Source organism: Streptomyces sp. NPDC091280, from assembly GCF_044768565.1.
Taxonomy (GTDB): domain Bacteria; phylum Actinomycetota; class Actinomycetes; order Streptomycetales; family Streptomycetaceae; genus Streptomyces.
This window is the reverse complement of record NZ_JBIVUZ010000001.1, coordinates 719,316-739,663: the sequence shown is the minus strand read 5'-3', so window position 1 is coordinate 739,663 and position 20,348 is coordinate 719,316. Positions and strand designations below refer to the sequence as shown.

At 72.0% G+C, this 20,348-nt stretch carries 18 protein-coding genes; 8 read left to right on the top strand and 10 right to left on the bottom strand.

Annotated features, from left to right (window positions below):
• Nucleotides 1-3 precede the first annotated feature (3 nt).
• Nucleotides 4-477, bottom strand: coding sequence for a pyridoxamine 5'-phosphate oxidase family protein (locus ACIQPR_RS03440; protein WP_403641204.1), 474 nt, complete (start codon nucleotides 475-477; stop codon nucleotides 4-6).
• Nucleotides 478-596: 119 nt separating this feature from the next.
• Between ACIQPR_RS03440 and ACIQPR_RS03435 the strand changes: the two genes are divergently transcribed.
• Complete coding sequence (locus ACIQPR_RS03435; RefSeq protein WP_403641201.1) at nucleotides 597-1,391, top strand: class II aldolase/adducin family protein; 795 nt, start codon at nucleotides 597-599, stop codon at nucleotides 1,389-1,391.
• Here ACIQPR_RS03435 and ACIQPR_RS03430 read toward each other — a convergent pair.
• Nucleotides 1,384-2,277, bottom strand: coding sequence for a DUF4429 domain-containing protein (locus tag ACIQPR_RS03430; RefSeq protein WP_403641199.1), 894 nt, complete (start codon nucleotides 2,275-2,277; stop codon nucleotides 1,384-1,386). The genes ACIQPR_RS03435 and ACIQPR_RS03430 overlap by 8 nt on opposite strands.
• A gap of 152 nt (nucleotides 2,278-2,429) precedes the next feature.
• Here ACIQPR_RS03430 and ACIQPR_RS03425 point away from each other — a divergent pair, with 152 nt between their 5' ends.
• Nucleotides 2,430-3,710, top strand: coding sequence for a hypothetical protein (locus ACIQPR_RS03425; protein WP_403641196.1), 1,281 nt, complete (start codon nucleotides 2,430-2,432; stop codon nucleotides 3,708-3,710).
• Between the two features lie 502 nt (nucleotides 3,711-4,212).
• Nucleotides 4,213-4,743 carry a DoxX family protein gene (locus tag ACIQPR_RS03420; RefSeq protein WP_403641193.1) on the top strand — a complete coding sequence of 177 codons (531 nt, stop codon included), beginning with the start codon at nucleotides 4,213-4,215 and terminating at the stop codon, nucleotides 4,741-4,743.
• 7 nt (nucleotides 4,744-4,750) lie between these two features.
• Here ACIQPR_RS03420 and ACIQPR_RS03415 read toward each other — a convergent pair whose 3' ends face one another.
• The gene (locus ACIQPR_RS03415; protein WP_403641191.1) at nucleotides 4,751-4,993 is read right to left on the bottom strand and encodes a hypothetical protein; all 243 of its coding nucleotides are present in this window, start codon (nucleotides 4,991-4,993) and stop codon (nucleotides 4,751-4,753) included.
• Nucleotides 4,980-6,392: a PspC domain-containing protein gene (locus ACIQPR_RS03410; protein ID WP_403641188.1), complete on the bottom strand. Its 1,413-nt coding sequence runs from the start codon at nucleotides 6,390-6,392 to the stop codon at nucleotides 4,980-4,982. Before ACIQPR_RS03410 ends, ACIQPR_RS03415 begins: the two co-directional genes overlap by 14 nt.
• 209 nt (nucleotides 6,393-6,601) lie before the next feature.
• Between ACIQPR_RS03410 and ACIQPR_RS03405 the strand changes: the two genes are divergently transcribed.
• Entirely contained in the window at nucleotides 6,602-7,894 is a 1,293-nt protein-coding gene (locus tag ACIQPR_RS03405; protein ID WP_403641186.1) for a PspC domain-containing protein, read from the top strand.
• Nucleotides 7,891-8,610: a LuxR C-terminal-related transcriptional regulator gene (locus ACIQPR_RS03400; RefSeq protein WP_403641184.1), complete on the top strand. Its 720-nt coding sequence runs from the start codon at nucleotides 7,891-7,893 to the stop codon at nucleotides 8,608-8,610. Before ACIQPR_RS03405 ends, ACIQPR_RS03400 begins: the two co-directional genes overlap by 4 nt.
• Nucleotides 8,611-8,623: 13 nt before the next feature.
• Here ACIQPR_RS03400 and ACIQPR_RS03395 read toward each other — a convergent pair whose 3' ends face one another.
• Entirely contained in the window at nucleotides 8,624-9,700 is a 1,077-nt protein-coding gene (locus tag ACIQPR_RS03395; RefSeq protein WP_403641182.1) for an NlpC/P60 family protein, read from the bottom strand.
• A gap of 413 nt (nucleotides 9,701-10,113) precedes the next feature.
• Here ACIQPR_RS03395 and ACIQPR_RS03390 point away from each other — a divergent pair, with 413 nt between their 5' ends.
• Entirely contained in the window at nucleotides 10,114-10,467 is a 354-nt protein-coding gene (locus ACIQPR_RS03390) for a hypothetical protein (RefSeq protein ID WP_403641179.1), read from the top strand.
• On the opposite strand, the gene ACIQPR_RS03385 is transcribed toward ACIQPR_RS03390, so the two are convergent.
• Both ACIQPR_RS03385 and ACIQPR_RS03380 read right to left on the bottom strand, forming a co-directional pair.
• A complete protein-coding gene (locus ACIQPR_RS03385; RefSeq protein ID WP_403641177.1) occupies nucleotides 10,445-11,434 on the bottom strand; it encodes a tellurite resistance/C4-dicarboxylate transporter family protein in 990 nt (329 codons plus the stop codon). The genes ACIQPR_RS03390 and ACIQPR_RS03385 overlap by 23 nt on opposite strands.
• A gap of 153 nt (nucleotides 11,435-11,587) precedes the next feature.
• Complete coding sequence (locus ACIQPR_RS03380; RefSeq protein WP_403641174.1) at nucleotides 11,588-12,415, bottom strand: C40 family peptidase; 828 nt, start codon at nucleotides 12,413-12,415, stop codon at nucleotides 11,588-11,590.
• A gap of 230 nt (nucleotides 12,416-12,645) precedes the next feature.
• Here ACIQPR_RS03380 and pcrA point away from each other — a divergent pair, with 230 nt between their 5' ends.
• On the top strand, nucleotides 12,646-15,147 hold the full coding sequence (gene pcrA, locus ACIQPR_RS03375) for a DNA helicase PcrA (RefSeq protein ID WP_403641170.1): 2,502 nt from the start codon (nucleotides 12,646-12,648) through the stop codon (nucleotides 15,145-15,147).
• A 12-nt stretch (nucleotides 15,148-15,159) separates the two neighbouring features.
• On the opposite strand, the gene ACIQPR_RS03370 is transcribed toward pcrA, so the two are convergent.
• The gene (locus ACIQPR_RS03370; RefSeq protein WP_403642895.1) at nucleotides 15,160-16,689 is read right to left on the bottom strand and encodes a peptidoglycan DD-metalloendopeptidase family protein; all 1,530 of its coding nucleotides are present in this window, start codon (nucleotides 16,687-16,689) and stop codon (nucleotides 15,160-15,162) included.
• Between the two features lie 318 nt (nucleotides 16,690-17,007).
• Complete coding sequence (locus tag ACIQPR_RS03365) at nucleotides 17,008-17,877, bottom strand: esterase/lipase family protein (RefSeq protein WP_403641167.1); 870 nt, start codon at nucleotides 17,875-17,877, stop codon at nucleotides 17,008-17,010.
• Between the two features lie 402 nt (nucleotides 17,878-18,279).
• On the opposite strand from ACIQPR_RS03365, the gene ACIQPR_RS03360 reads away from it, so the two are divergent.
• Nucleotides 18,280-18,696, top strand: coding sequence for a cobalamin B12-binding domain-containing protein (locus tag ACIQPR_RS03360; RefSeq protein WP_403641164.1), 417 nt, complete (start codon nucleotides 18,280-18,282; stop codon nucleotides 18,694-18,696).
• Between the two features lie 24 nt (nucleotides 18,697-18,720).
• Here ACIQPR_RS03360 and ACIQPR_RS03355 read toward each other — a convergent pair whose 3' ends face one another.
• On the bottom strand, nucleotides 18,721-20,325 hold the full coding sequence (locus ACIQPR_RS03355; protein ID WP_403641161.1) for a DUF5691 domain-containing protein: 1,605 nt from the start codon (nucleotides 20,323-20,325) through the stop codon (nucleotides 18,721-18,723).
• Between the last annotated feature and the right edge of the window lie 23 nt (nucleotides 20,326-20,348).

The following is a 20,348-nucleotide window of genomic DNA, read 5'->3' as shown; positions in this document are numbered from 1 at the left end:
CGATCAGGTCCGCCTGAGGGTCCGCACCGGCTCTCCGGGCTTCCAGACCCGCACGACGAGATACGTCTCGTCCTCGACGTAGGTCCGCACGACCTCGGTCAACTCGGTGCGGAAGAGGTGGAACGGCTCCGGCGGTTCCACCTCTTCGCTGTATGCCCCCTTCACCCCGGCGTCCGTCACCTCCACCGCCCGCCCGGCGACCCGCACGTCCCCGCCGCCCATCTCCGTCCCCGCCCCCGGATTCGCCTGGAGCGCGAAGCGCGGATCGCGCCGCAGATCCAGCGCCTTGAACGAGTCCGGCATCATCCCGAGCCACAACTCGCCGTTCAGGAAACGGACTTCGAGCCCGCTCGTGCGCGGCGACCCGTCCGCCCGCAGCGTCGCGAGCGTGTGGTGCGTGAAGGCACCGAACCGCGCCTCGACGGTCGCGGCGAGGTCGGGTTCGGCGGCGGTGAAAGTGGCCCAGTTCGCTGTCATACGGCGAGTGTTCCGCCGATAACCGACAACCTCTGTCCTCTTTACGGCCCTGCACTGCCCTTTTCGACCGACCGGCGGTAACTTCTCGCCCTTACAACAAACCCAGTGCTGGAGGACCGATGCACGGGCCGACGCCGCCCTCCCCCCTGCCCACCGACCGGCTGCGGTTCGCCATGCCGCCGATGCACGAGTCGGTCGAGGACGAACGCCGGCACCGCAAGGAACGGCTCGCCGGTGCCCTGCGCCTGTTCGGCCGGCTCGGCTTCGAGGACGGGGTCTCGGGGCACATCACCGCCCGCGACCCCGAGTTCACCGACTGCTTCTGGGTCAACCCCTTCGGCATGCCCTTCCGGCACGTCACCGTCAGCGACCTGGTGCTCGCCAACTCCGAGGGCCAGGTCCTCCAGGGCCACCACCACGTCAACCAGGCCGCCTTCACCGTCCACTCCCAGGTCCACGCCGCCCGCCCGGACGTCGTCGCCGTCGCCCACTGCCACTCCGTGCACGGCCGCGCCCTCTCCGCCCTCGGCGACTTCCTCGACCCGATCAGCCAGGAGAGCTGCGCCTTCTACGAGGACCACGCGCTCTACGACGCCTACAGCGGGGTCTCCGTCGACACCGAGGAGGGCAAGCGGATCGCCACCGCGCTGGGCTCCCGCAAGGCACTCGTGCTGCGCAACCACGGCCTGCTGACCGTGGGCGACTCGGTGGACGCGGCGGCCTGGTGGTTCGTGTCCATGGAACGCTCCTGCCAAGTGCAACTCCTCGCCAAGGCCGCCGGCCGCCCCCTCCTCATCGACCACAAACTCGCCGTCGCCACCCGCGAACAGACCGGCGGAGACCTCGTCGCGTGGATCAACTACCAGCCCCTGTGGCAGGACATCAGCCGCAACGAACCGGACCTCCTCAGCTGAAGCCCCGCAGCACGGCCGCCTTGGTCATCCTGAACTCCTCGTCCGTGAGCACCCCTTCCCGGTGCAGCTCGCCCAACTCCCGCAGCCTGCGCAGCAGTACGTCGTGATGGTCGGCCGGGGGAGGAACACTCGCCGCCCGCCGCGGACGGTCCGCGAACTCGCCGTTCTCCCGCTCCCGGACCGACGGATGCGGCAGCCGCGCGGTCACCGCCGTCGCCACCAGCGCGGTGAGCAGATCACGGCGGGTGCTGCCCCACAGGTCCAGGGCGTAGGGATCCTTCTCCGGCGGCAGCTTGGAGAACACCGTCTCCCGGGTCACGAACCGCATGAACCCGTCCTCGTAACCGGAGTTGGGCAGCCACTCCACCTGCACCAGATCGCCCACCGCGACTATCCGCGGCCCGGTCGCCCGCTTCACTCGCTCCGAGGTGTCCGCCCAGTCGATCCGCACCTGGGCGCCGTCGAAGGACACCGTGCCGTCGGAGGACCGGACCGAGACCGGGACCGGCGGACCCGGCAGCAGATAGGCCTTGGTCGGTTCCTTGGGGATCTGGTCCAGGAGCAGCGCGTGCCGGATCTCCTCCGCCACGTACTCCGCGACCCCGGACCGGTCGATGTCCACGATCAGCCGGTACGGATCCGCCGCGTCCGGCAGCCGCCCGCCCGTCGCCTGCAACAGCGGATCGGCCCCCTCGCGCAGCCTCAACCGCAACCGGCCGCGCTTGCGTTCCGGCTCGTAGACGATGCCCGCGACCGCTTCGAGGGGTACCGCGATCTCGCCGTAGGTCTGCCGGAACAGGGGCACGGAGCGGTGAAGTCCCGGTGTGATCCTGACCGTTGTGCCGTCGAAGGCCCAGGTCCCGTCGCGCTGGATGATCTCGGCCATACGGAAATTCTCGCAGCCGGGTCAACACGGCGGCGCCCACTTCACCCGCGCTGACCAGACCTGCCGGACGCGAGCCGTGTCCCGTAGGGCACAATCCGCTCTTGTCGTGCGGGAGTTGTGTCGGACAACGGTGGGGAAGGCGGGCATCGGGCGTGGCGGTGCAGGAGGCGAGACAGGGCGGCGAGCACATCGGTGCCCACGGAGGCGGCTGCACCTGCGGGGACTGCCCGCACGGAGCACGCGAGGGGCATCGGCGCGCGGTCGCCGCGTTCCTGGTCAAGCGGGACGGCTTCGCGGCCGGGGAGGGCCTGCCCGCGGCGGTGGCGCACTCGGCGTCCGCCTCCCGGCAGTGGGTCTCGGACGAGCTGACCCAGTCCGCCGACGACGTCGCCGAACGCGGCCGGGCCGAGGGCGGCGCCTGGCTGGCGCGCCTGTGGCACCGCACGGCACTCGCCGTGTGGGGCGGCTTCGTCGTACTGCTCCTGGTGCAGTCGTTCACCGCGATCGGCGCGGGCTGGACGGCGGCCCGCACGGCCGGAGCGCTGGCCGCGCTGGTGGTCGCGGGCGCGCTGAGCGCCGCCTCCTGGTTCCACCGGGCGCGCGGCGGGGCGCTGGCCCCGGTCATCGGTGAGGACAACCGGCTGTCGACCTCCCGCGCGGTGGCCGTGTCCTGGGTGCTGTTCGTCGCGTACGCGGTGCTGGTCCTGGCCGGCCGCCTCGCCGCCGCCTCCGACCACGCCGAACGCGACGCCCTCATCTCCGGCCTCGAACTCGCCCGCGGCGCCGGGGTGGTGACCGTCCTCGCCGTGGTCAGCGCCATCGCCGTCCTGGTCCGCCGGGTCGTCGGCCTGCGGGTCCTCGGCCAGCGCCTCCAGAAGATCCCCGCCGACCGCCCGCGCGCGGCCGACCTCCTCACCGACGACGCGGGACGCGGCACCTTCGCCGACATCCAGTACGTCGTGATCAGCGCTGTCGCCCTGGTCTTCGCGGCCGTGCGACTCGCCCGCCGCCCCGACCAACTCCCGGACCTGCCCTGGGGGTTGGCGGTGGTCGTCCTCATCTCCGCCGCGACGTACCTGGCCGGCAAGTACGCGGAGGGCGGCCGTCCGGTCATCCTCTCCGTGGTGCGGGCACGTGAGGCGGGCGACCTCGACGCCCCCATCCGCACCGGCGACGACATCGAGATCCGCGGCGCGGGCTTCGTGCCCCCGGGCGCCCGGACCGCGGACCGGCTCTCCCGCATGGTCGTGCGCATCGGCCCGGTCAACGTCCATGTCCCGCTCGTCCCGGTCACCGGCGGTTTCTCCAACCCGACGGACACCCTCCTGACCGTCCCGGTCCCCGTGGACGTCGAACCCGGACGGGTGGAGGTACAGGTCGTGACCGCGGCGGGCGTCGAGACGAACACCTGCGTCGTCGACGTGGCCGACTGACCCCACCCACGGGTGACGACGTCCGACCGGTCCGACCGGTCCGACCGGTCCGACCGGTCCGACCGGTCCGACCGGTCCGCTCGGTCCTCCCGGCCGACCCTCACGGGCAGTCCGGGCGGGAGTCCGGCGACCGAGCGGGCGGCCCGGTCGACCGGGAGTCGTGCGTAGGCCTGGCCGAGCCCCACCCGGACGGCTCCCCGCCCCTCGCCGTGACCGCGCCCTGCCACCCAGGCCAGCGGGTCCGCCACCCAGGCCACCGGGTTCGTCACCCGGGCCGCCTGGTCCGGTTCGGCGACGACGCGCGGGCGGCCGTCGCCGAAGTCCCCGGGCGCTCCGTGCGGCAGATCCGGGCTCACATCCGCATGGCCGACGAACCTGGCCGACCACCGCCCGAAGGCGGCCCCATTCCGAAAAACTGTCCGAAGCATGGTTGAGCGGGTCCCCCTTTTCGTACGTATGGTCTGTTGAGGGGTCAACGGCGGGCGAGAGGCGGCTAAGGGCGATGACTCACGGCACTCGAATGGATACGCAAACCCCGTACCTCGACGGCGACCGGAGCTGGCGGGACACCGCCACCCGATACGCCCTCCTCCCACTGCGCGTCTTCCTGGGCGTCACTTTCATCTACGCGGGCCTGGACAAACTCACCGACAGCGCCTTCCTGAAGGCGTCCGGCGCGGGCTCGGTCGGCGAGACGATGCGCGCGGTCCGCGACTCGTCCGCGATCCCGGCCCTGGTCGACCTGTCCCTGAAGAGCCCCGTCGGTTTCGGCTACGCCATCGCCTTCGGTGAACTCGCCGTGGGCATCGGCACCTTGATCGGTCTGCTGGCCCGCATCGCCGCACTCGGCGGCGCGCTGATCTCCCTCAGCCTGTGGCTGACCGTCAGCTGGCAGTCCGACCCCTACTACTACGGCAACGACCTCGCCTATCTGATGGCCTGGCTGCCCCTCGTCCTCGCGGGCGCCTCCGTGTTCTCCCTGGACGCGGCGCTACGCGCGAGGCGAAGGCAACGGGCGGGCGGCTACCGGTAGTCGGCCCTCAGCCGGATATCTCAGGACCGGGGTCGGCCGTGCCCGTACGGCCGGCCCTGCGTCGTCTGCGGACCGCCCCGTTGACCCCCGCCACCACACCGGCCAGCAGCAGGCCGACCACGACCAGGGGGATCGCCGTGAACCACTCGGTCACCCACAGCCCGCCCGCGTCCCCGGCGTAGGCCACGCCCGCGGCGACGAGGAAGAGACCGATGACCAGCTTCCCGGGCTGGAACTCATGACGCGGCACGGCTGACCTCCGCCTGTCCGACGCCGACCCGGAGGTCCAGGTCCAGCGTGCCGGTGCTCTTGACGCCCGTCGCCGGGGTCAGGGTGACCTGCTGGTGCTTGCCCGGTTCCACGTCCACGTCCTTCTTGTCGTCACCGGGCAACTGGATGTCCCCGACGCCCACGTCCACGGTCAGTCTCACCGTCGCGTCCGACGGCACGATCACCTTCAACTGGCCGATGCCCACTTCGGCGTGCGTCGTCACCGTCTGTCCGTCGGCCAGCCGCAGCCGGGTCAGATCGAGGGTTCCCACGCCGTTGCCCAGGTCGTACTTCGGCTGTACCTGGGTCACCGCGGCGGGCTGCCAGGTCAGGTGCTCCCAGTGGGTGGTGAGGTCCTTGGGCAGGGCCGCCGAGGCGGCGAGCAGACCTGCCGTGACGATCGCGAGGAACACCGAGCCCGCCCCTGTACGCCCCGTGAACGCGCTGACCGCGATCCCCACTCCGAAGACGACGAGCGCGCAGGCCAGGCCCGTCTGAAGGCTGGTGCCGAGTGCCTGGTCGTCCCATTTCGCGGCGGTGCCGAGGGCGCCCGCGAGCAGGGCGAACAGGAAGACCCAGCCGCCGATCCAGCGCGGGCCGCGCGGCTTGGGGACGGCCGGCCGCGCGGTCCGCAGATCCGCGGGCCAGTGCGGATAGGAGGGGCCGAGACTGATGTGGACCGCGTCCGTGATGTCGCGCGCACGGGAGTCGCCGGGGCCCCACAGATATCCGGTGCCACCGACGTGGGTGCCGTCCTTGACGATCGGGTCGCGCCACCAGGACGGGTAGGAGGCGGGCACCGGCGGTGCCTGGGCCTCCGGCGGGGCGTCGGCGACGGCCTGCGCGGCCAGCGGGTCGGGGTCGGGGGCGCCGCGCTGCTGCGACCAGTACCCCGCGCCGGCCAGCAGGAGGGAGAGGACGACGGCGAAGGTGAGCACACTGCCGTTGCTCAGCATCGACAGGAACACACCGCAGCCGACCAGCGCGAACAGCACGGCGGCCAGGGCCTGGCCGTCTACGCGGCCGGTGAAGAGCTTGCGGACCTCGTTCTCCTCCTCGTCGTCGTACGGGACGAAGAGCCAGGCGAAGCCGTAGAAGATGAGGCCGATGCCGCCCGTCGCCGAGAGCACCGCGAGCGTGATCCGGAAGATCACCGGGTCCATGTCGCACTGCCGCCCGAGCCCCGCGCACACCCCCGCGAGCACCTTGGACCGCCGGTCCCGCCGGAACCGGTGCGCGGCCGTCATGGTGCCGCCGGGCGCGGCACCCGGCGACGCGGCACCCGCGGCGGGCACGGCGTCCTCGGGCCCGCCGCCCGCTGCCGGGCCCGGGCCGGAGCCGGGTCCCTGACCCGTCGCGGCGCGCTCGTGATCTGTCATGCGTCCATGCTGCCCGGCGCGAGGCGCCGATGGCAGTCGGGACGACCCTGGCCGAACCCTGAGATCCGCCCTGACAGGGACCGGGGTAGTGTTCGACCCCGACCCCGACACCGCGAAAGGCCCCTGAGACACGTCGTTTTCGAAGATCAGGGGAGTCTCGGGGGCCGACCCTGATGCTCCGGGCGGCGGGGCGTGTGAACATCGATGGCATGCCGGACGCCGCAGCAGTGCCAGTCGAGGACCCGCGGCCCCCGCGCAAGCTCTACCGCAGCAGCGACGGACGCTGGCTCGGCGGAGTGGCGCGGGGGCTCGCCGGGCATCTCGGCCTGCCGGTGATCTGGGTGCGCCTGGTGTTCGTGGGGCTGTTCCTCGCGGACGGACTCGGCGCGCTGCTCTACGCCTCGTTCTGGTTCTTCGTACCGCTCGGCGTCGGCGGTGTCGCCGGCCAGCGGCCCCCGTCCCTGGTCTCCACCGAGACCTCGCCGGACGGCCGCCGCAGACTCGTCGCCCGCAAGCCGGACAAGGGCCAGATCGTCGCCCTGCTCCTCATGGTCGTCGTGGCGCTGGTCTTCGTCGGCAACGTGAATCTGGGCGACGGAGCCAAGGCCTATCTCTTCCCGACCGTCCTCGTCGGCGCGGGCGTCGCCCTCGTCTGGCGCCAGGCGGACAACGCGCGCCGCGCCCGCTGGGCCGAGGTCGGCGGCCGGCGCCGTACGCTCAGCCTGCTGCGCGCGGGCGGCGGCGTCCTGCTGGTCACCGCCGGCGCCACCGCGATCTTCGTGCTCCAGGGCTCCGCCGCCCACCTGGGGTCGGTGCTCCAGGCGGCCCTCGCGGTCCTCGTCGGCATCACCCTGCTCGCCGGCCCCTACCTCGTGCGGATGACCCAGGACCTCTCCGAGGAGCGCCTGATGCGCATCCGCGCCCAGGAGCGCGCCGAGGTCGCCGCCCATGTGCACGACTCCGTGCTGCACACCCTGACCCTGATCCAGCGCAACGCGGACAGCCCGAACGAGGTGCGCCGGCTGGCCCGCGCCCAGGAGCGCGACCTGCGCGCCTGGCTCTACAAACCGGAGGGCACCGGCAAGGAGGAGGCCGACGAACCCGACACCCTCGCCGAGGCGGTCCGGCGCAGCGCGGCCGAGGTCGAGGACAAGCACGGCGTCCCCATCGAGGTGGTCGTCGTCGGCGACTGCCCGCTCGACGAGAGAATCGGCGCCCAGATGCAGGCCGCGCGCGAAGCGATGGTGAACGCGGCCAAGTACGGTGGCGAGGGCGGCGCCGTGCAGGTCTACGCCGAGGTGGAGGGGAAGAAGGTCTTCGTGTCCGTCCGTGACCGCGGACCGGGCTTCGACCTCGACTCGATACCCGCCGACCGCATGGGCGTCAGAGAATCGATCATCGGCCGCATGGAGCGACACGGCGGTACGGCACGGCTGCGCGCGGTGCCGGACGGTGGTACCGAGGTCGAGCTGGAGATGGAGAGGGCGGAGAAGACGTCATGAGCGACGCGACCGAGACGAACGAGCCTGTGGAGCCGACCGGCACGAGCGCGGGCGGGCGTCACGTGCGGGTGGTCCTCGTCGACGACCACCGCATGTTCCGTACGGGGGTCCAGGCGGAGATCGGCCGCACCGAGGAGACCGGTGTCGAGGTGGTCGGTGAGGCCGCGGACGTCGACCAGGCGGTCACGGTCATCACCGCGACCCGCCCCGAGGTGGTCCTCCTCGACGTCCACCTCCCGGGCGGCGGCGGGGTCGAAGTCCTGCGCCGCTGCGCCCCGTTGATGAGCGACGCCGAGCAGCCCGTGCGCTTTCTCGCGCTGTCGGTGTCGGACGCGGCGGAGGACGTGATCGGGGTGATCCGCGGCGGTGCCCGCGGCTACGTCACCAAGACGATCACCGGCACCGACCTCGTCAACTCCGTCTTCCGGGTCCAGGAGGGCGACGCGGTCTTCTCCCCGAGGCTGGCCGGGTTCGTCCTCGACGCCTTCGCGTCGACCGACGCCCCGCCGGTCGACGAGGACCTCGACCGTCTCACCCAGCGCGAGCGCGAGGTGCTGCGCCTGATCGCGCGCGGCTACGCCTACAAGGAGATCGCCAAGCAGCTGTTCATCTCGGTGAAGACGGTCGAGTCCCATGTCTCGGCGGTGCTGCGCAAGCTCCAGCTGTCGAACCGGCACGAGCTGACCCGCTGGGCGACGGCCCGCCGACTGGTGTGACCCGTAAGGGAGTTCACACCACCCGGGTCGCCCCCGCGAACGGCATCTGGTCGATCGGCGCCAGCCGCACCGGAGCGGTCGGGTTCGGGGCGTGGATCATCTGGCCGTCGCCTACGTAGATGCCGACATGGCTGATGCCCGAGTAGAAGAACACCAGGTCGCCGGGGCGCAGTTCGTCCCGGGAGACCCGCCGGCCGGCGTTGATCTGGGCGTAGGTCGTGCGGGGCAGCGCGACTCCGGCGGAGTTGTAGGCGGCCTGGACGAGGCCCGAGCAGTCGAAGGCGTCGGGTCCGGTCGCGCCCCACACGTAGGGGCTGCCGAGCTTGCGGTAGGCGTAGGCGACGGCCGCCGCCGCGCGGGAGTCGGGGGCGTCGGCCGCCGCGGCGGCGGAGCCGGGCGCGTGCAGCGCGTCCCGGGCCGTGGTCGCCGACCGGGACGCGCGCCCCGAGGTGCCCGCGGTCTGCTCGACCTGAGCCCGCTGCTGCGGGGGCAGCGCGGACAGCAGCCGCCGTGCCTGGTCCAGCTTTCCGTTGATGGTCTTCTTCTGCCGGCCGAGTTCCGCCTGCCGTGACTTCAGCGAGGTCAGCTCGATGTGCGCGGCGCCGCGCAACTGCTCGATCTCCCGCAGCTGTTGGCGTACGAGGGTGACGGCCGCCGTCTGCCGGTGGCCCACCCGGTCGGCGAACTCGGCGCCGTCCAGGAAGCGTTCGGGATTGTTCGAGAGCATGAGCTGCACCGCGGGGTCGATGCCACCGCTGCGGTACTGGGCGGCGGCCACGTAACCGAGCGCGTCCCGGGCCGAGTTGAGCTTCTCCGTCCTGCGCGCCGCCTCGTCCCGCAGGGTGTTGAGCCGCTTCTCGGCCGCGTCCGCCTTCTCCTTGGCGCCGTCGTACTTCTCGGTGGCGACCTCCGCCTCCTGGTACAGCTTGTCCACCTTGGCCTTGACCTGTGTCGGAGTCAGTTGCGGCTCGGCCTGCGAGGTCCCGTCGAAGCCGGTCGCCGTCGCCGCGCCCGCGAGGGCGATCGTGGCGGCGGTGCGGGCCGTATGGCCGCTGAGCGAGCGCTGTCGGGGCTTGCGGTGCGCTGCCACGTGGACTGCACGTCCTTTCGTACGACCGCCGGGGGAGCGGCCGGTTGCGCGTCCGGCGGCGGCCCGCACAGGGGGAGCGGACCGCCGCCGGACCTTCTCGGCGGTGGTGTCCGACTGCCGCCCCTGGTCCGGGCGGCGGTGGGGAGCCGGTCACCTGGTGGAGGACGCTAAACCTGATGGTGACGGCCCGGTAACGCATGTCCGGAAATGACATGAGGTGATCGCCGATTGACGGTGGGTGACTGCGATTCCGGCCCGGGGCCACCGCCTTCGCGCGGCGCGCTGACCGATGCGGCGGTTCCGGCGCGACACGGGGTGACACGGTGCTATGGGCCGCATATATGCACGGTCGTACGAGTCGTAGGGCGGCCCGGTGTCGGCCCGTCCCAGGCCCCTGCATAGGCTCCGGAGCCATGGACGTACTCATCCATCTCTTCGTCGGCCTGCACATCATCGGCATCGCGGCGCTGCTCGGCGGTTTCCTCACCCAGCTGAAGGCGATGGGCCAGGGCACGGCCCGCTTCGTCCCCGGCATGCTGCACGGCGCGCTGACCATGCTGGTCACCGGCGCGATCCTGGTCGGCCTCAACCAGGCCGACGACCAGCACGTCAACAACATCAAGATCGGCGTCAAGCTCGCGCTGCTGGTCGTGATCCTGGGACTCGTCTATGTGAAGCGGGACGAGGAGAGCGTCGACAAGAACCAGTTCGCGCTGGTGGGCGGCCTCACCATGGTCAACATCTTCATCGCGGTCCTGTGGACGTGACCCCGGAGGCGGCGGTGAAGTAGAACCGGACCGTCCCGGCCGCCACCACCAGCCAGGCCGCCACCGCGATCCACAGCACCACCTGCCCCGGCGTCCTGAGCCACGGGGCGTCCACGGCGGTGCCCACGGACAGGACGGTCGCCGCCGTCATCCCGAGCGGGAACACCGTCGACCAGCGGCGCAGGTCGAAGCGCGGCCGGGGCCGGCCGATCTCGGCGGCCAGCAGCACCACGCACCAGGCCACGTCCAGCACCAGCAGCGCCACGGTCACGGCCCGCAGGACGCCCCGGTCGTCGGAGTTCCACAGATACAGGCGGGCGCTGTCGGCGACGATCAGCTTCGACCCGGCCAGCGCCGAGACGGCCAGCGCGCCGCCGACGATCCAGTGGTCACCGGCCCCGACGACGATCTGCCGCCACTCGAAACGGGCCAGCGCGAACCCGTAGAGGACCAGCCCGGACCAGAACAGCACCAACGCCGTGTGGGCGAGCCAGGCCACCGACCCGGCCGCCGCGACCGTGGCCCCCAGCACCGCCAGCGACTGCGTGGCCACACAGCCCAGGAACACCGTCCCGGGCATGCGCCCCCGCCAGTTCCCCAGGACCCGCACGAGCAGCCCCGGCCACAGCACCGCGGCGAGCGCGAGCAGCGCCTCGGCCACGGTCTGCCACCCCGCGATCGAGAACCGGGTGCCGAGCACGGCGGTCGCGGCCACGGCGGTCAGCGCACCGGGCGTCCCCGCCTCCGTGAGCCACCGCCGCCGGTCCCACAGCAGCCGTACGGCGAAGTCCACGGCCAGCCCCAGCCAGAAGGCGCAGGCCAGCGCGAAGGCGATACGGGACAGCACCTCGTACCCGGTGAGACGCAGGCCGACCGAGACGATGCCGGTCGCCATCACGACGGCCCCGGCCGCCGGCGGACGCTGCGCCCACCAGGCGCGGAAGCGGGAGATACCGGTACCGGACATGGTTCCGATGCTAGGGAGCCGTTCCGGCGGCGACACCGGGGCACGCGCGCGTGGACCTCAAAAGCACCTCCACGCGCGCGTGGCTGTCGAGAACGCCGACGCCGCCCGCACGCGCGCGTGCCGACCGATTCCGCTCAGGCCGGCCGATTCGGCTCAGGCCGGCCGCACCACGCTGTGGACGGTCGCCGTGCTCTCGAAGTGGATCGACTCCTCGCGGACGTAGGCGCCGGGCTTCGGGGCGTGGATCATCAGGCCGTCGCCGACGTAGACACCGACGTGGCTGACGTCGTCGTGGAAGAAGACCAGGTCGCCGGGTTGCGCGTCGGCCAGGGGGACCGCCGGGCCGGCGGTCGCCTGCTCGCCGGTCGCGCGCGGGAGGGTGACTCCGGCGGCCTTCCAGGCGGCCTGGGTGAGGCCCGAGCAGTCGTAGGAGCCCGGTCCCGCGGCACCCACGACGTACGGCTTGCCGATCTGGGCGCGGGCGAAGGCGATGGCCTGCTTCGCGAGTGCGGCGGCCTCCTGCCCCCTTGTGGGCGTGGCCGGTTGGGACAGCAGCGCGTGTGCGGTGGCGAGCTTCTTCTGGACGGTGGCCTTGGCCGTCCTCAGGTCGCTCGGCGTCCCGTCGGGGACCCGGCCGCCCGCCGCCGACTCCTGCGGCCTCGCCGCCGCCGTGGAGCGCTGCCTGAGGTGCGCGGCGACCGCGTCCTTCTGGCGGGCGGTCAGCCGGCTCATCAACTGGGCGTGGTCGTAATGGTCGTCCGGGGTGGCGGTGAAGGAACCCGGCTTCTTCCGCGCGGAGTTGAACTTCAGTGTGCGCTTGGGGGTGCCGTGCTCCTCGGCCGCCGAGTCCGCCCGGCGGTAGAGGTCGTCGATCTTCCGCTCGACCTCTCCGGGGTTCCGGTCGCCGCCGTCGTCGGCGGGGGTCCATATGCCTGCGATGCGCGAGCCGGCGGAACGCGGCTTGCGGTGCGACGAGGCCAAGGGGCGACTCCTTCCGGGTCGGTGGGGTCACGGAGCTTGATCGAACGCTAACCAACGTGTGTGTCTTGTGTGAAGGTTGGCGGCCGAAATGCCCGATAGGTTCGCGTGACCTCGGTCATGCGCGGGAGCGGTCGTCGCTGATCGTGACGGGATGGTTGTGGACCGTGAATTTTCCCGAGTTCTCGGGGTGGCGACCCGTTGTCAGTGGCGCGCCCTAAACTCGGAGGGCGATGAGCAGCCTCTTTGACGACAGCTTCCTGGCGGATCTCAAGGCCCCTCGGGCCCACGAGGAAGAGCCCCCGCCACCGCCCGAGGACGAGCACGGACCGGAGCCGGTCCCGGACGACCTGTTCGGCGGGAAGTTCGACATGCCCGCGAGCAGAGACGCCTACTACCGGGACGGCGCCCCGCGCCCCGCGGTCGACCCGGCGGCCCTCCTGGACGGGCTGAACGAGAACCAGCGCGCGGCCGTCGTCCACTCCGGCACCCCGCTGCTCATCGTGGCCGGCGCGGGCTCCGGCAAGACCCGCGTGCTCACCCACCGCATCGCCCACCTCCTCGGCGAGCGCCATGTGCACCCCGGCCAGATCCTCGCGATCACCTTCACCAACAAGGCCGCGGGCGAGATGAAGGAGCGCGTCGAGCAGCTCGTCGGCCCGCGCGCCAACGCGATGTGGGTGATGACCTTCCACAGCGCGTGCGTCCGCATCCTGCGCCGCGAGTCGAAGAAGCTCGGCTTCACCTCCTCGTTCTCGATCTACGACGCCGCCGACTCCAAGCGCCTCATGGCCCTGGTCTGCCGCGACCTGGACCTCGACCCCAAGAAGTTCCCGCCGAAGTCCTTCAGCGCCAAGATCTCGAACCTGAAGAACGAGCTGATCGACGAGGAGGACTTCGCCGCCCAGGCTGCCGACGGCTTCGAGAAGACCCTCGCCCAGGCCTACGCGATGTACCAGTCGCGGCTGCGCGAGGCCAACGCCCTCGACTTCGACGACCTGATCATGACCACGGTCAACCTGCTGCGCGCCTTCCCGGACGTCGCCGAGCACTACCGCCGCCGCTTCCGGCACGTCATGGTCGACGAGTACCAGGACACCAACCACGCGCAGTACGCGCTGGTGCGCGAGCTGGTCGGGACGGGCGCGCACGACGAGGACGTACCGCCCGCCGAACACGACCTGCCCCCGGCCGAGTTGTGCGTGGTGGGCGACGCCGACCAGTCGATCTACGCCTTCCGGGGCGCGACGATCCGCAACATCCTCCAGTTCGAGGAGGACTACCCGAACGCGACGACGATCCTCCTGGAGCAGAACTACCGCTCCACCCAGACGATCCTCTCCGCCGCCAACGCGGTCATCGAGCGCAACGAGTCCCGCCGCCCCAAGAACCTGTGGACCAACGCGGGCGCCGGCGCGCAGATCACCGGCTATGTCGCCGACACCGAGCACGACGAGGCGCAGTTCGTCGCCGAGGAGATAGACCGTCTCACCGACGCGGGCGAGGCCAAGGCCTCGGACGTCGCCGTCTTCTACCGGACGAACGCCCAGTCCCGTGTCTTCGAGGAGATCTTCATCCGCGTCGGCCTGCCCTACAAGGTCGTCGGCGGCGTCCGCTTCTACGAGCGCAAGGAGGTCCGGGACGTCCTGGCCTACCTCCGCGTCCTGGCCAACCCGGAGGACACGGTCCCGCTGCGCCGCATCCTCAACGTCCCCAAGCGCGGCATCGGGGAGCGCGCCGAGGCGATGATCGACGCCCTCTCGCAGCGCGAGAAGATCAGCTTCCCGCAGGCGCTGAAGCGCGTCGACGAGGCCTACGGCATGGCCGCGCGGTCGACGAACGCCGTCAAGAAGTTCAACACGCTGATGGAGGACCTCCGTACGATCGTCGAGTCCGGTGCCGGACCGGCGACGGTCCTGGAGGCGATCCTCGAACGCACCGGCTATCTCGCCGAGTTGCAGGCCTCCACCGACCCGCAGGACGAGACCCGCATCGAGAACCTCCAGGAACTCGCCGCCGTGGCCCTGGAGTTCGAGCAGGAGAGCGGCGCGGGCGACGGCGAGAGCGAGACCCCCGTGGGACTCGCCGCCTTCCTGGAGCGGGTGGCCCTGGTCGCCGACTCGGACCAGATCCCCGACGAGGGCGAGGACGGCTCCGGAGTCATCACCCTCATGACTCTGCACACCGCCAAGGGACTTGAGTTCCCGGTCGTCTTCCTCACCGGCATGGAGGACGGCGTCTTCCCGCACATGCGCGCCCTCGGCCAGACCAAGGAACTGGAGGAGGAGCGGCGCCTCGCCTACGTCGGCATCACCCGCGCGCGGGAGCGCCTGTACCTCACCCGCTCCTCGCTGCGCAGCGCCTGGGGACAGCCGTCGTACAACCCGCCCTCGCGCTTCCTTGAGGAGATCCCGGCGGCGCACGTGGAGTGGAAGCGGACCGGTGCCATGGCGGCCCCGCCGTCCACGGGTCCGGCCTCGGGCATCGCGGCCTCGCTGTCCTCGACCCGCTCGCGCTCGTCGGCGTCGGGCGCGTCGGGCTTCGCCACCCGCCGGACCTCGGAGAAGCCGGTGGTGTCCCTGGCCGTCGGCGACCGGGTCACGCACGACCAGTTCGGACTCGGCACAGTGGTCGGCGTGAAGGGCACGGGGGCGAACGCGGAGGCGACGGTCGACTTCGGAGAGGCCAAGCCGAAGCGCCTGCTGCTGCGGTACGCGCCGGTCGAAAAGCTGTAGGAGGAAGGGGAGTTACGTCGGGTCGAGCCCGTGGCTGCGAAGCCACGGGAGCGGGTCGATGGCCGCTCCGCCCGCCGGGCGCACCTCGAAGTGCAGGTGCGGACCGGTGGAGTTGCCCGAGTTCCCGGAGTACGCGATCGGGTCGCCGGCCTTCACCGTCGTGCCCGAGGCGACGCGGTAGCTGGAGAGGTGGCAGTACCAGGTCTGGGTGCCGTCCTTCTCCGTGAGGATCAGCATGTTGCCGTAGGCGCTGTTCCACTTCGTGCTGACGACGCCGTCGGTCGCGGCCATCACCGTCGTGCCGTACGAGACGGGGAAGTCGATGCCGGTGTGCACGGACATCCAGTTGACGCCCGCCTGGCCGAAGTAGGCGCTGAGGCCCTTCTGCGTCACCGGCAGCACGTACTTGGGGCGCAGCCGCTCCTTGCGGGCCGCCTCCGCCGCCGCCTTCTTCTGCTCGGCCTCCTGCTGGGCCTTGAGGTCGATGCGTTCCTGCGTACGGCTGGCCCGGTCGGCGAAGTCGTCGGCACCGGCCGACAGGCTCTTGATCTGCGCGTCCAGCTTGTTGTTCGCGACGGACGGCTTCACCGTGGTCGCGTCGGAGGCGGACGCCGTCGTGTCGCTGCCGCCGGACAGGGTGCCGACGGACGCGGCGGCGATCCCCGCCACCCCCATCACACACGCGGACGGCACGGCGATCGTGATCAGCTTGGACCGCTTCGGAGGCGTACGGCGCCGGGAACGGCTCCCGCCACGGCCGGCGGCTCGCGAGGCGGTCGCCGGGGCCGGGGTGAACTCCTCCTGGTCTTCGAGGAGTTCGTGCCGTGCCTCGGGACCGTCCGGGTCCGACCCGTCCTCGTCGAGGGCGGGCATCTCACCGGTGGCGGTCAACTCGCCGTCTTCCGGGGCGGGTTCGTCGTAGGTGCCCTCGTGCGTGCCGTCGTACGAACCCTCGTGCGTCGTGTCGTACGACGGCTGCTCGAAGGCGGTGGTCGCGTCGGCGGGGCTGCCGTCGGCGTTCCACTGCGTGGCGTCGTAGGCGCCCGTGTCGAAGGCCTGCGTGCCCCATTCCCACTGCTGGGTCGGGTCGGCGGGGGCGGCGGAGTGGGCCGACCGGTCCGGCTGGAGCCAGGCGGCGGCGTCCCACTGGCCGCTGATGTCCTGCGCGGAGGTCTGCGGCGGGATCGCGGACAGCTGCTGGTAGTCGGCCGACCAGGCGGTGGTCTCGTAGGCGCCCGTGTCGTAGGCGGCGTGGTGCTGGGCCGCGTACGGGTCGTAGTTCAGGGCGTGCTGGGCACCCGTGGACCAGCCCGAGGAGTCGTAGGCGCCCGTGGTGTGCGAACCGGTGCCGTGGCCCTGCATGTCGCCGAAGAGGGGATCGGTGGCGAAACTCGCGGTGCTGTGCTCGCTGTCCGCGCCCGGGTGGAAACCCGTGGCGGAGTGGTCGCCGTACGTGGTGAAGTCACCGTACTGAGCGTCCTGTCCGCCGTACGACGCGTACTGCGCCGAGGTGGCATCGGAAGCCGGAGCCGGGGTGGTCATGATCCCCGACGGGTGACGGTCGTTCACCAACTTCTCTATTCGCCTCGACAACAGGGGCTGCCAGAGCAGTGCGGCGACTGTACCCGGCGGTACGCGGGCCCGACAATCTTCCTCAGGTTTCGCGTCCGCCGGAAACGGGCATTCGGCCGTGTTTCGGGGGACGGCGGGCACGGGTTTGGCCTGGTGTTCGAATAGCGTTCGAGGTCGGAGGCTGTTCCGCGGCTGTCGGCGCCCTGTGCGAGACGTCCGGGCGCCGACGATCGGGCCGCCGTCAGGGCGCCTGTGAGGCCATCCGTCGGGCCACCTGTCGGGTCGGCATCAGGCCACCGTCAGACCGCCCGCGCGGGCGGTCGTGGCCGGAGCTTCCGTCTGCGGTGTGTCGAGCGCCTGGCAGATTCCCGTCGCGACGGCCGGGTGCACCGGCAGCGCGAGATGGCCGATACCGCTGACCTGCACGTTCTCAGTGATCAGATCGGGATGGTCGAGGCGGGCGGTCTCCAGCGGCTCCATCAGGTGGTCGAGGTCGCTCCAGAAACAGACGAAGCGCGTGCGGCAGCCGGGGGCGGGCAGGCGCAGCTCCTCGATGACCGCCGAGCCCGGCCGCATCTGGCGGACGATCGGATGCGCGTCGGCCAGCGGGACCACGGCGGTGCCCGAGTGCGGGGTCCCGAGCGTCACCAGTGTGCGGACCCGCAGGTCACCGCCGAGCCGCTGTGCGTAGTAGCGGGCGATCAGCCCGCCCAGACTGTGCCCGACGATGTCCACCCGCTCACTGCCCGTGCGCTCGCAGATCTCCTCGACATGCCGGCCGAGCAGCTCGGCCGCGGTACGGATGTCGCAGGTCAGCGGCGAGTAGTTGAGCGATTCGACCGGCCTGCGGCCGTGCTGGGCCAGGGCCCGGCGCAGCAGCACGAACACCGAGCGGTTGTCGATGAACCCGTGCAGCAGCACCACCGGGGGCCTCGCCTCGGTCGGCAGCGGTGCCGCGTCCTCCGGGGAGGGGGCCGGAGGAAGCGGCAGCCTGCGTTCCTGGGTGATGCCGGACGGATAGAGGAGAAGGTGGCCCGCGAGGATCGCGATCTCCAGGGCCGTTGCTTTCAGGAGGGCCATGGAGAGCCCCGCCAGCCTGCTGGGCAGAAGGCGCTGACAGAGGGGGAGAAAGGGCTGCACCGCCCTGGTGACCTTCATGGCCGACCTCCTGTCGGCACACGGAACGACAGCTCCGTCCCCCGTGTGCCCTCGTGGGAGGCCGCCGCGAGGATCACCGGCGGTCGCGCGAGGGGTACGCGCGGAGCGGGCGTGGCGCACCTGCCCTGCGTGCCCTTCGTGCCTGCGCCGATGCGCCGCACCACCACGGCGCGCGGCCTGCGGCGCGGTGGTGCGGCGACCTCGTTGCGGCTCCCGGTGCGCTTGTTCCCGCTGGAACGCTGCGCGGTGAACGTGTCCCATCGTGTGATTTCCCCCTCGGTATCCACCGCGAAACTGCCGGTTGCGGGATGCTGGAGATAACGTTCGTTCACTCCCCGCGCCGGAGCGGGTGCCGCGGTACCCGCCGGTAGGGATGAACGCGAGCGCTTCATGGAGGCAGTGATGGGTGTGGCAGCCGGTCCGATCCGCGTGGTGGTGGCCAAGCCGGGGCTCGACGGCCATGACCGCGGGGCCAAGGTGATCGCGCGGGCGCTGCGCGACGCCGGTATGGAGGTCATCTACACCGGCCTGCACCAGACCCCCGAGCAGATCGTCGACACCGCGATCCAGGAGGACGCCGACGCGATCGGCCTCTCCATCCTCTCCGGCGCCCACAACACGCTCTTCGCCGCCGTGATCGAGTTGCTGCGGCAGCGCGAGGCGGAGGACATCCTCGTGTTCGGCGGCGGCATCATCCCCGAGGAGGACATCGCCCCCCTCAAGGAGAAGGGCGTCGCGGAGATCTTCACCCCCGGGGCGACCACACAGTCGATCGTGGACTGGGTGCGGGAGAACGTGCGCCAGCCGGCCGGCGCGTAGGCCTGCGGCGAGCGGGAGTCGGCGTCACGGCCCCGCCAACTCCCGTGCCATCGCGGCCCGCAACCGCAGGGTCGTCACGAGTCGCTGGAACGCCTCCGCCCAATAACCCCCCGCTCCCGGTGCCGCGTCCTCCGACTCGTCCGGCACCGCGAGCAGACCGTCGAGCCGGCCCGCCTCGGCCGGGTCGAGGCACCGCTCGGCCAGCCCCATCACCCCGCTGAAGCTCCATGGGTAACTCCCCGCGTCCCGCGCGATGTTCAGCGCGTCCACCACCGCCCGCCCCAGCGGCGCGGCCCATGGCACCGCACACACCCCGAGCAGCTGGAACGCCTCGGACAACCCCTGCGCCGCGATGAACCCGGCCACCCACTCGGCGCGTTCGTCCCCGCGCAGCGTGCCGAGCAGCTTGGCGCGCTCGGCCAGCGACACCGCCCCCGGCCCTCCCGCCTCGGGCGCGGACGGCGACCCGAGCAGGGCCCGGGACCATGCGGCGTTCCGCTGCCGTACCGCCGCCCGGCACCACGCGGCGTGCAGCTCGCTCCGCCAGTCGTCCGCCACCGGAAGCGCCACGATGTCCCCGGGCGTACGTCCGCCGAGCCGCCGCTCCCAGGTCCCGAGCGGGGTCGCCTCCACCAACTGGCCGAGCCACCAAGAGCGTTCACCGCGCCCCGCCGGAGCCTTGGCGATCACACCGTCCCGCTCCATACCCGGGTCGCACTCGTGCGGCGCCTCCACGACCAGGCCGGGTTCCTCGCGCGTACGGTCCACCGCCACGCAGGCCGTCGCCCGGACCGCCATCCGCGCGGCGAGCGCAGAGTCGGGGAGCGCCGACAGCAACTCCGCCGCCGTGGCCCGTACGTTGCGGCTCCGGTCGGCCAACGCCTGCTCCAGGAAGGGCTCGTCCCCGGCCGTGAGCCCCGTGCGCAGCGAGTCGAGGAACATCAGCCGGTCCTCCGCCCGCTCCGTCGCCCAGGTGGTGACGAGCAGGTCCCTCGCGGCCGAGGGGCGGTGCGCGCGTATCGCCGCGAGCAGGGCGACACGTTCGGCGAACAGGCCCTCCTGCCAGAGCTGTCGGACCTGGTCCGGGTCGTCGAGGTCGGGCAGGGCAGCACCGCCGCCCGGGGTGGCGCGCAGCGCGAACCGCCAGTCCGGGTTCAGCCGGGCCAGCCACAACGCGCGCGGGCCCGCGAACTCCAGCGCCGCCGGCCGCAGATCCGTACGCCCCCGGGCCGCGTCCAGCAGCGCGGGCAGCACCTCGACGGGGGCGCCGAAACCGCGCGCGTTGGCCGCCGCGAGCCACTGGGGCAGCAACTCCATGAGATCGGGCGAGGTGCCCCGGCGTCCGCCGCCGCCCGTGCCGGGACGGTCGGTCAGCAGCATGACCAGCCGGCGGGCCGCCGCGACGGGCAGCGCCGGACGCGTGTCGGGCACGGCCGGCTCCGGTCGTCCGGCCGCCCGCGCCGGACGGAGCCCCGCCCGCCGCCGCACGGTCGCCACGGCCGCCGCGTCCAGCAGCGCCACGGGCGCGTCCCGGCCCGGCGCGCACCCCGCGGGCGTACGGCGGTCCGTGCCGAGGAGCGCGGTGGTGACCAGTTCCTCCCAGTCGCCCGCGGCGGAGGTGCTGTTCATGCGGTGCCTTTCCGTCGAGTGGG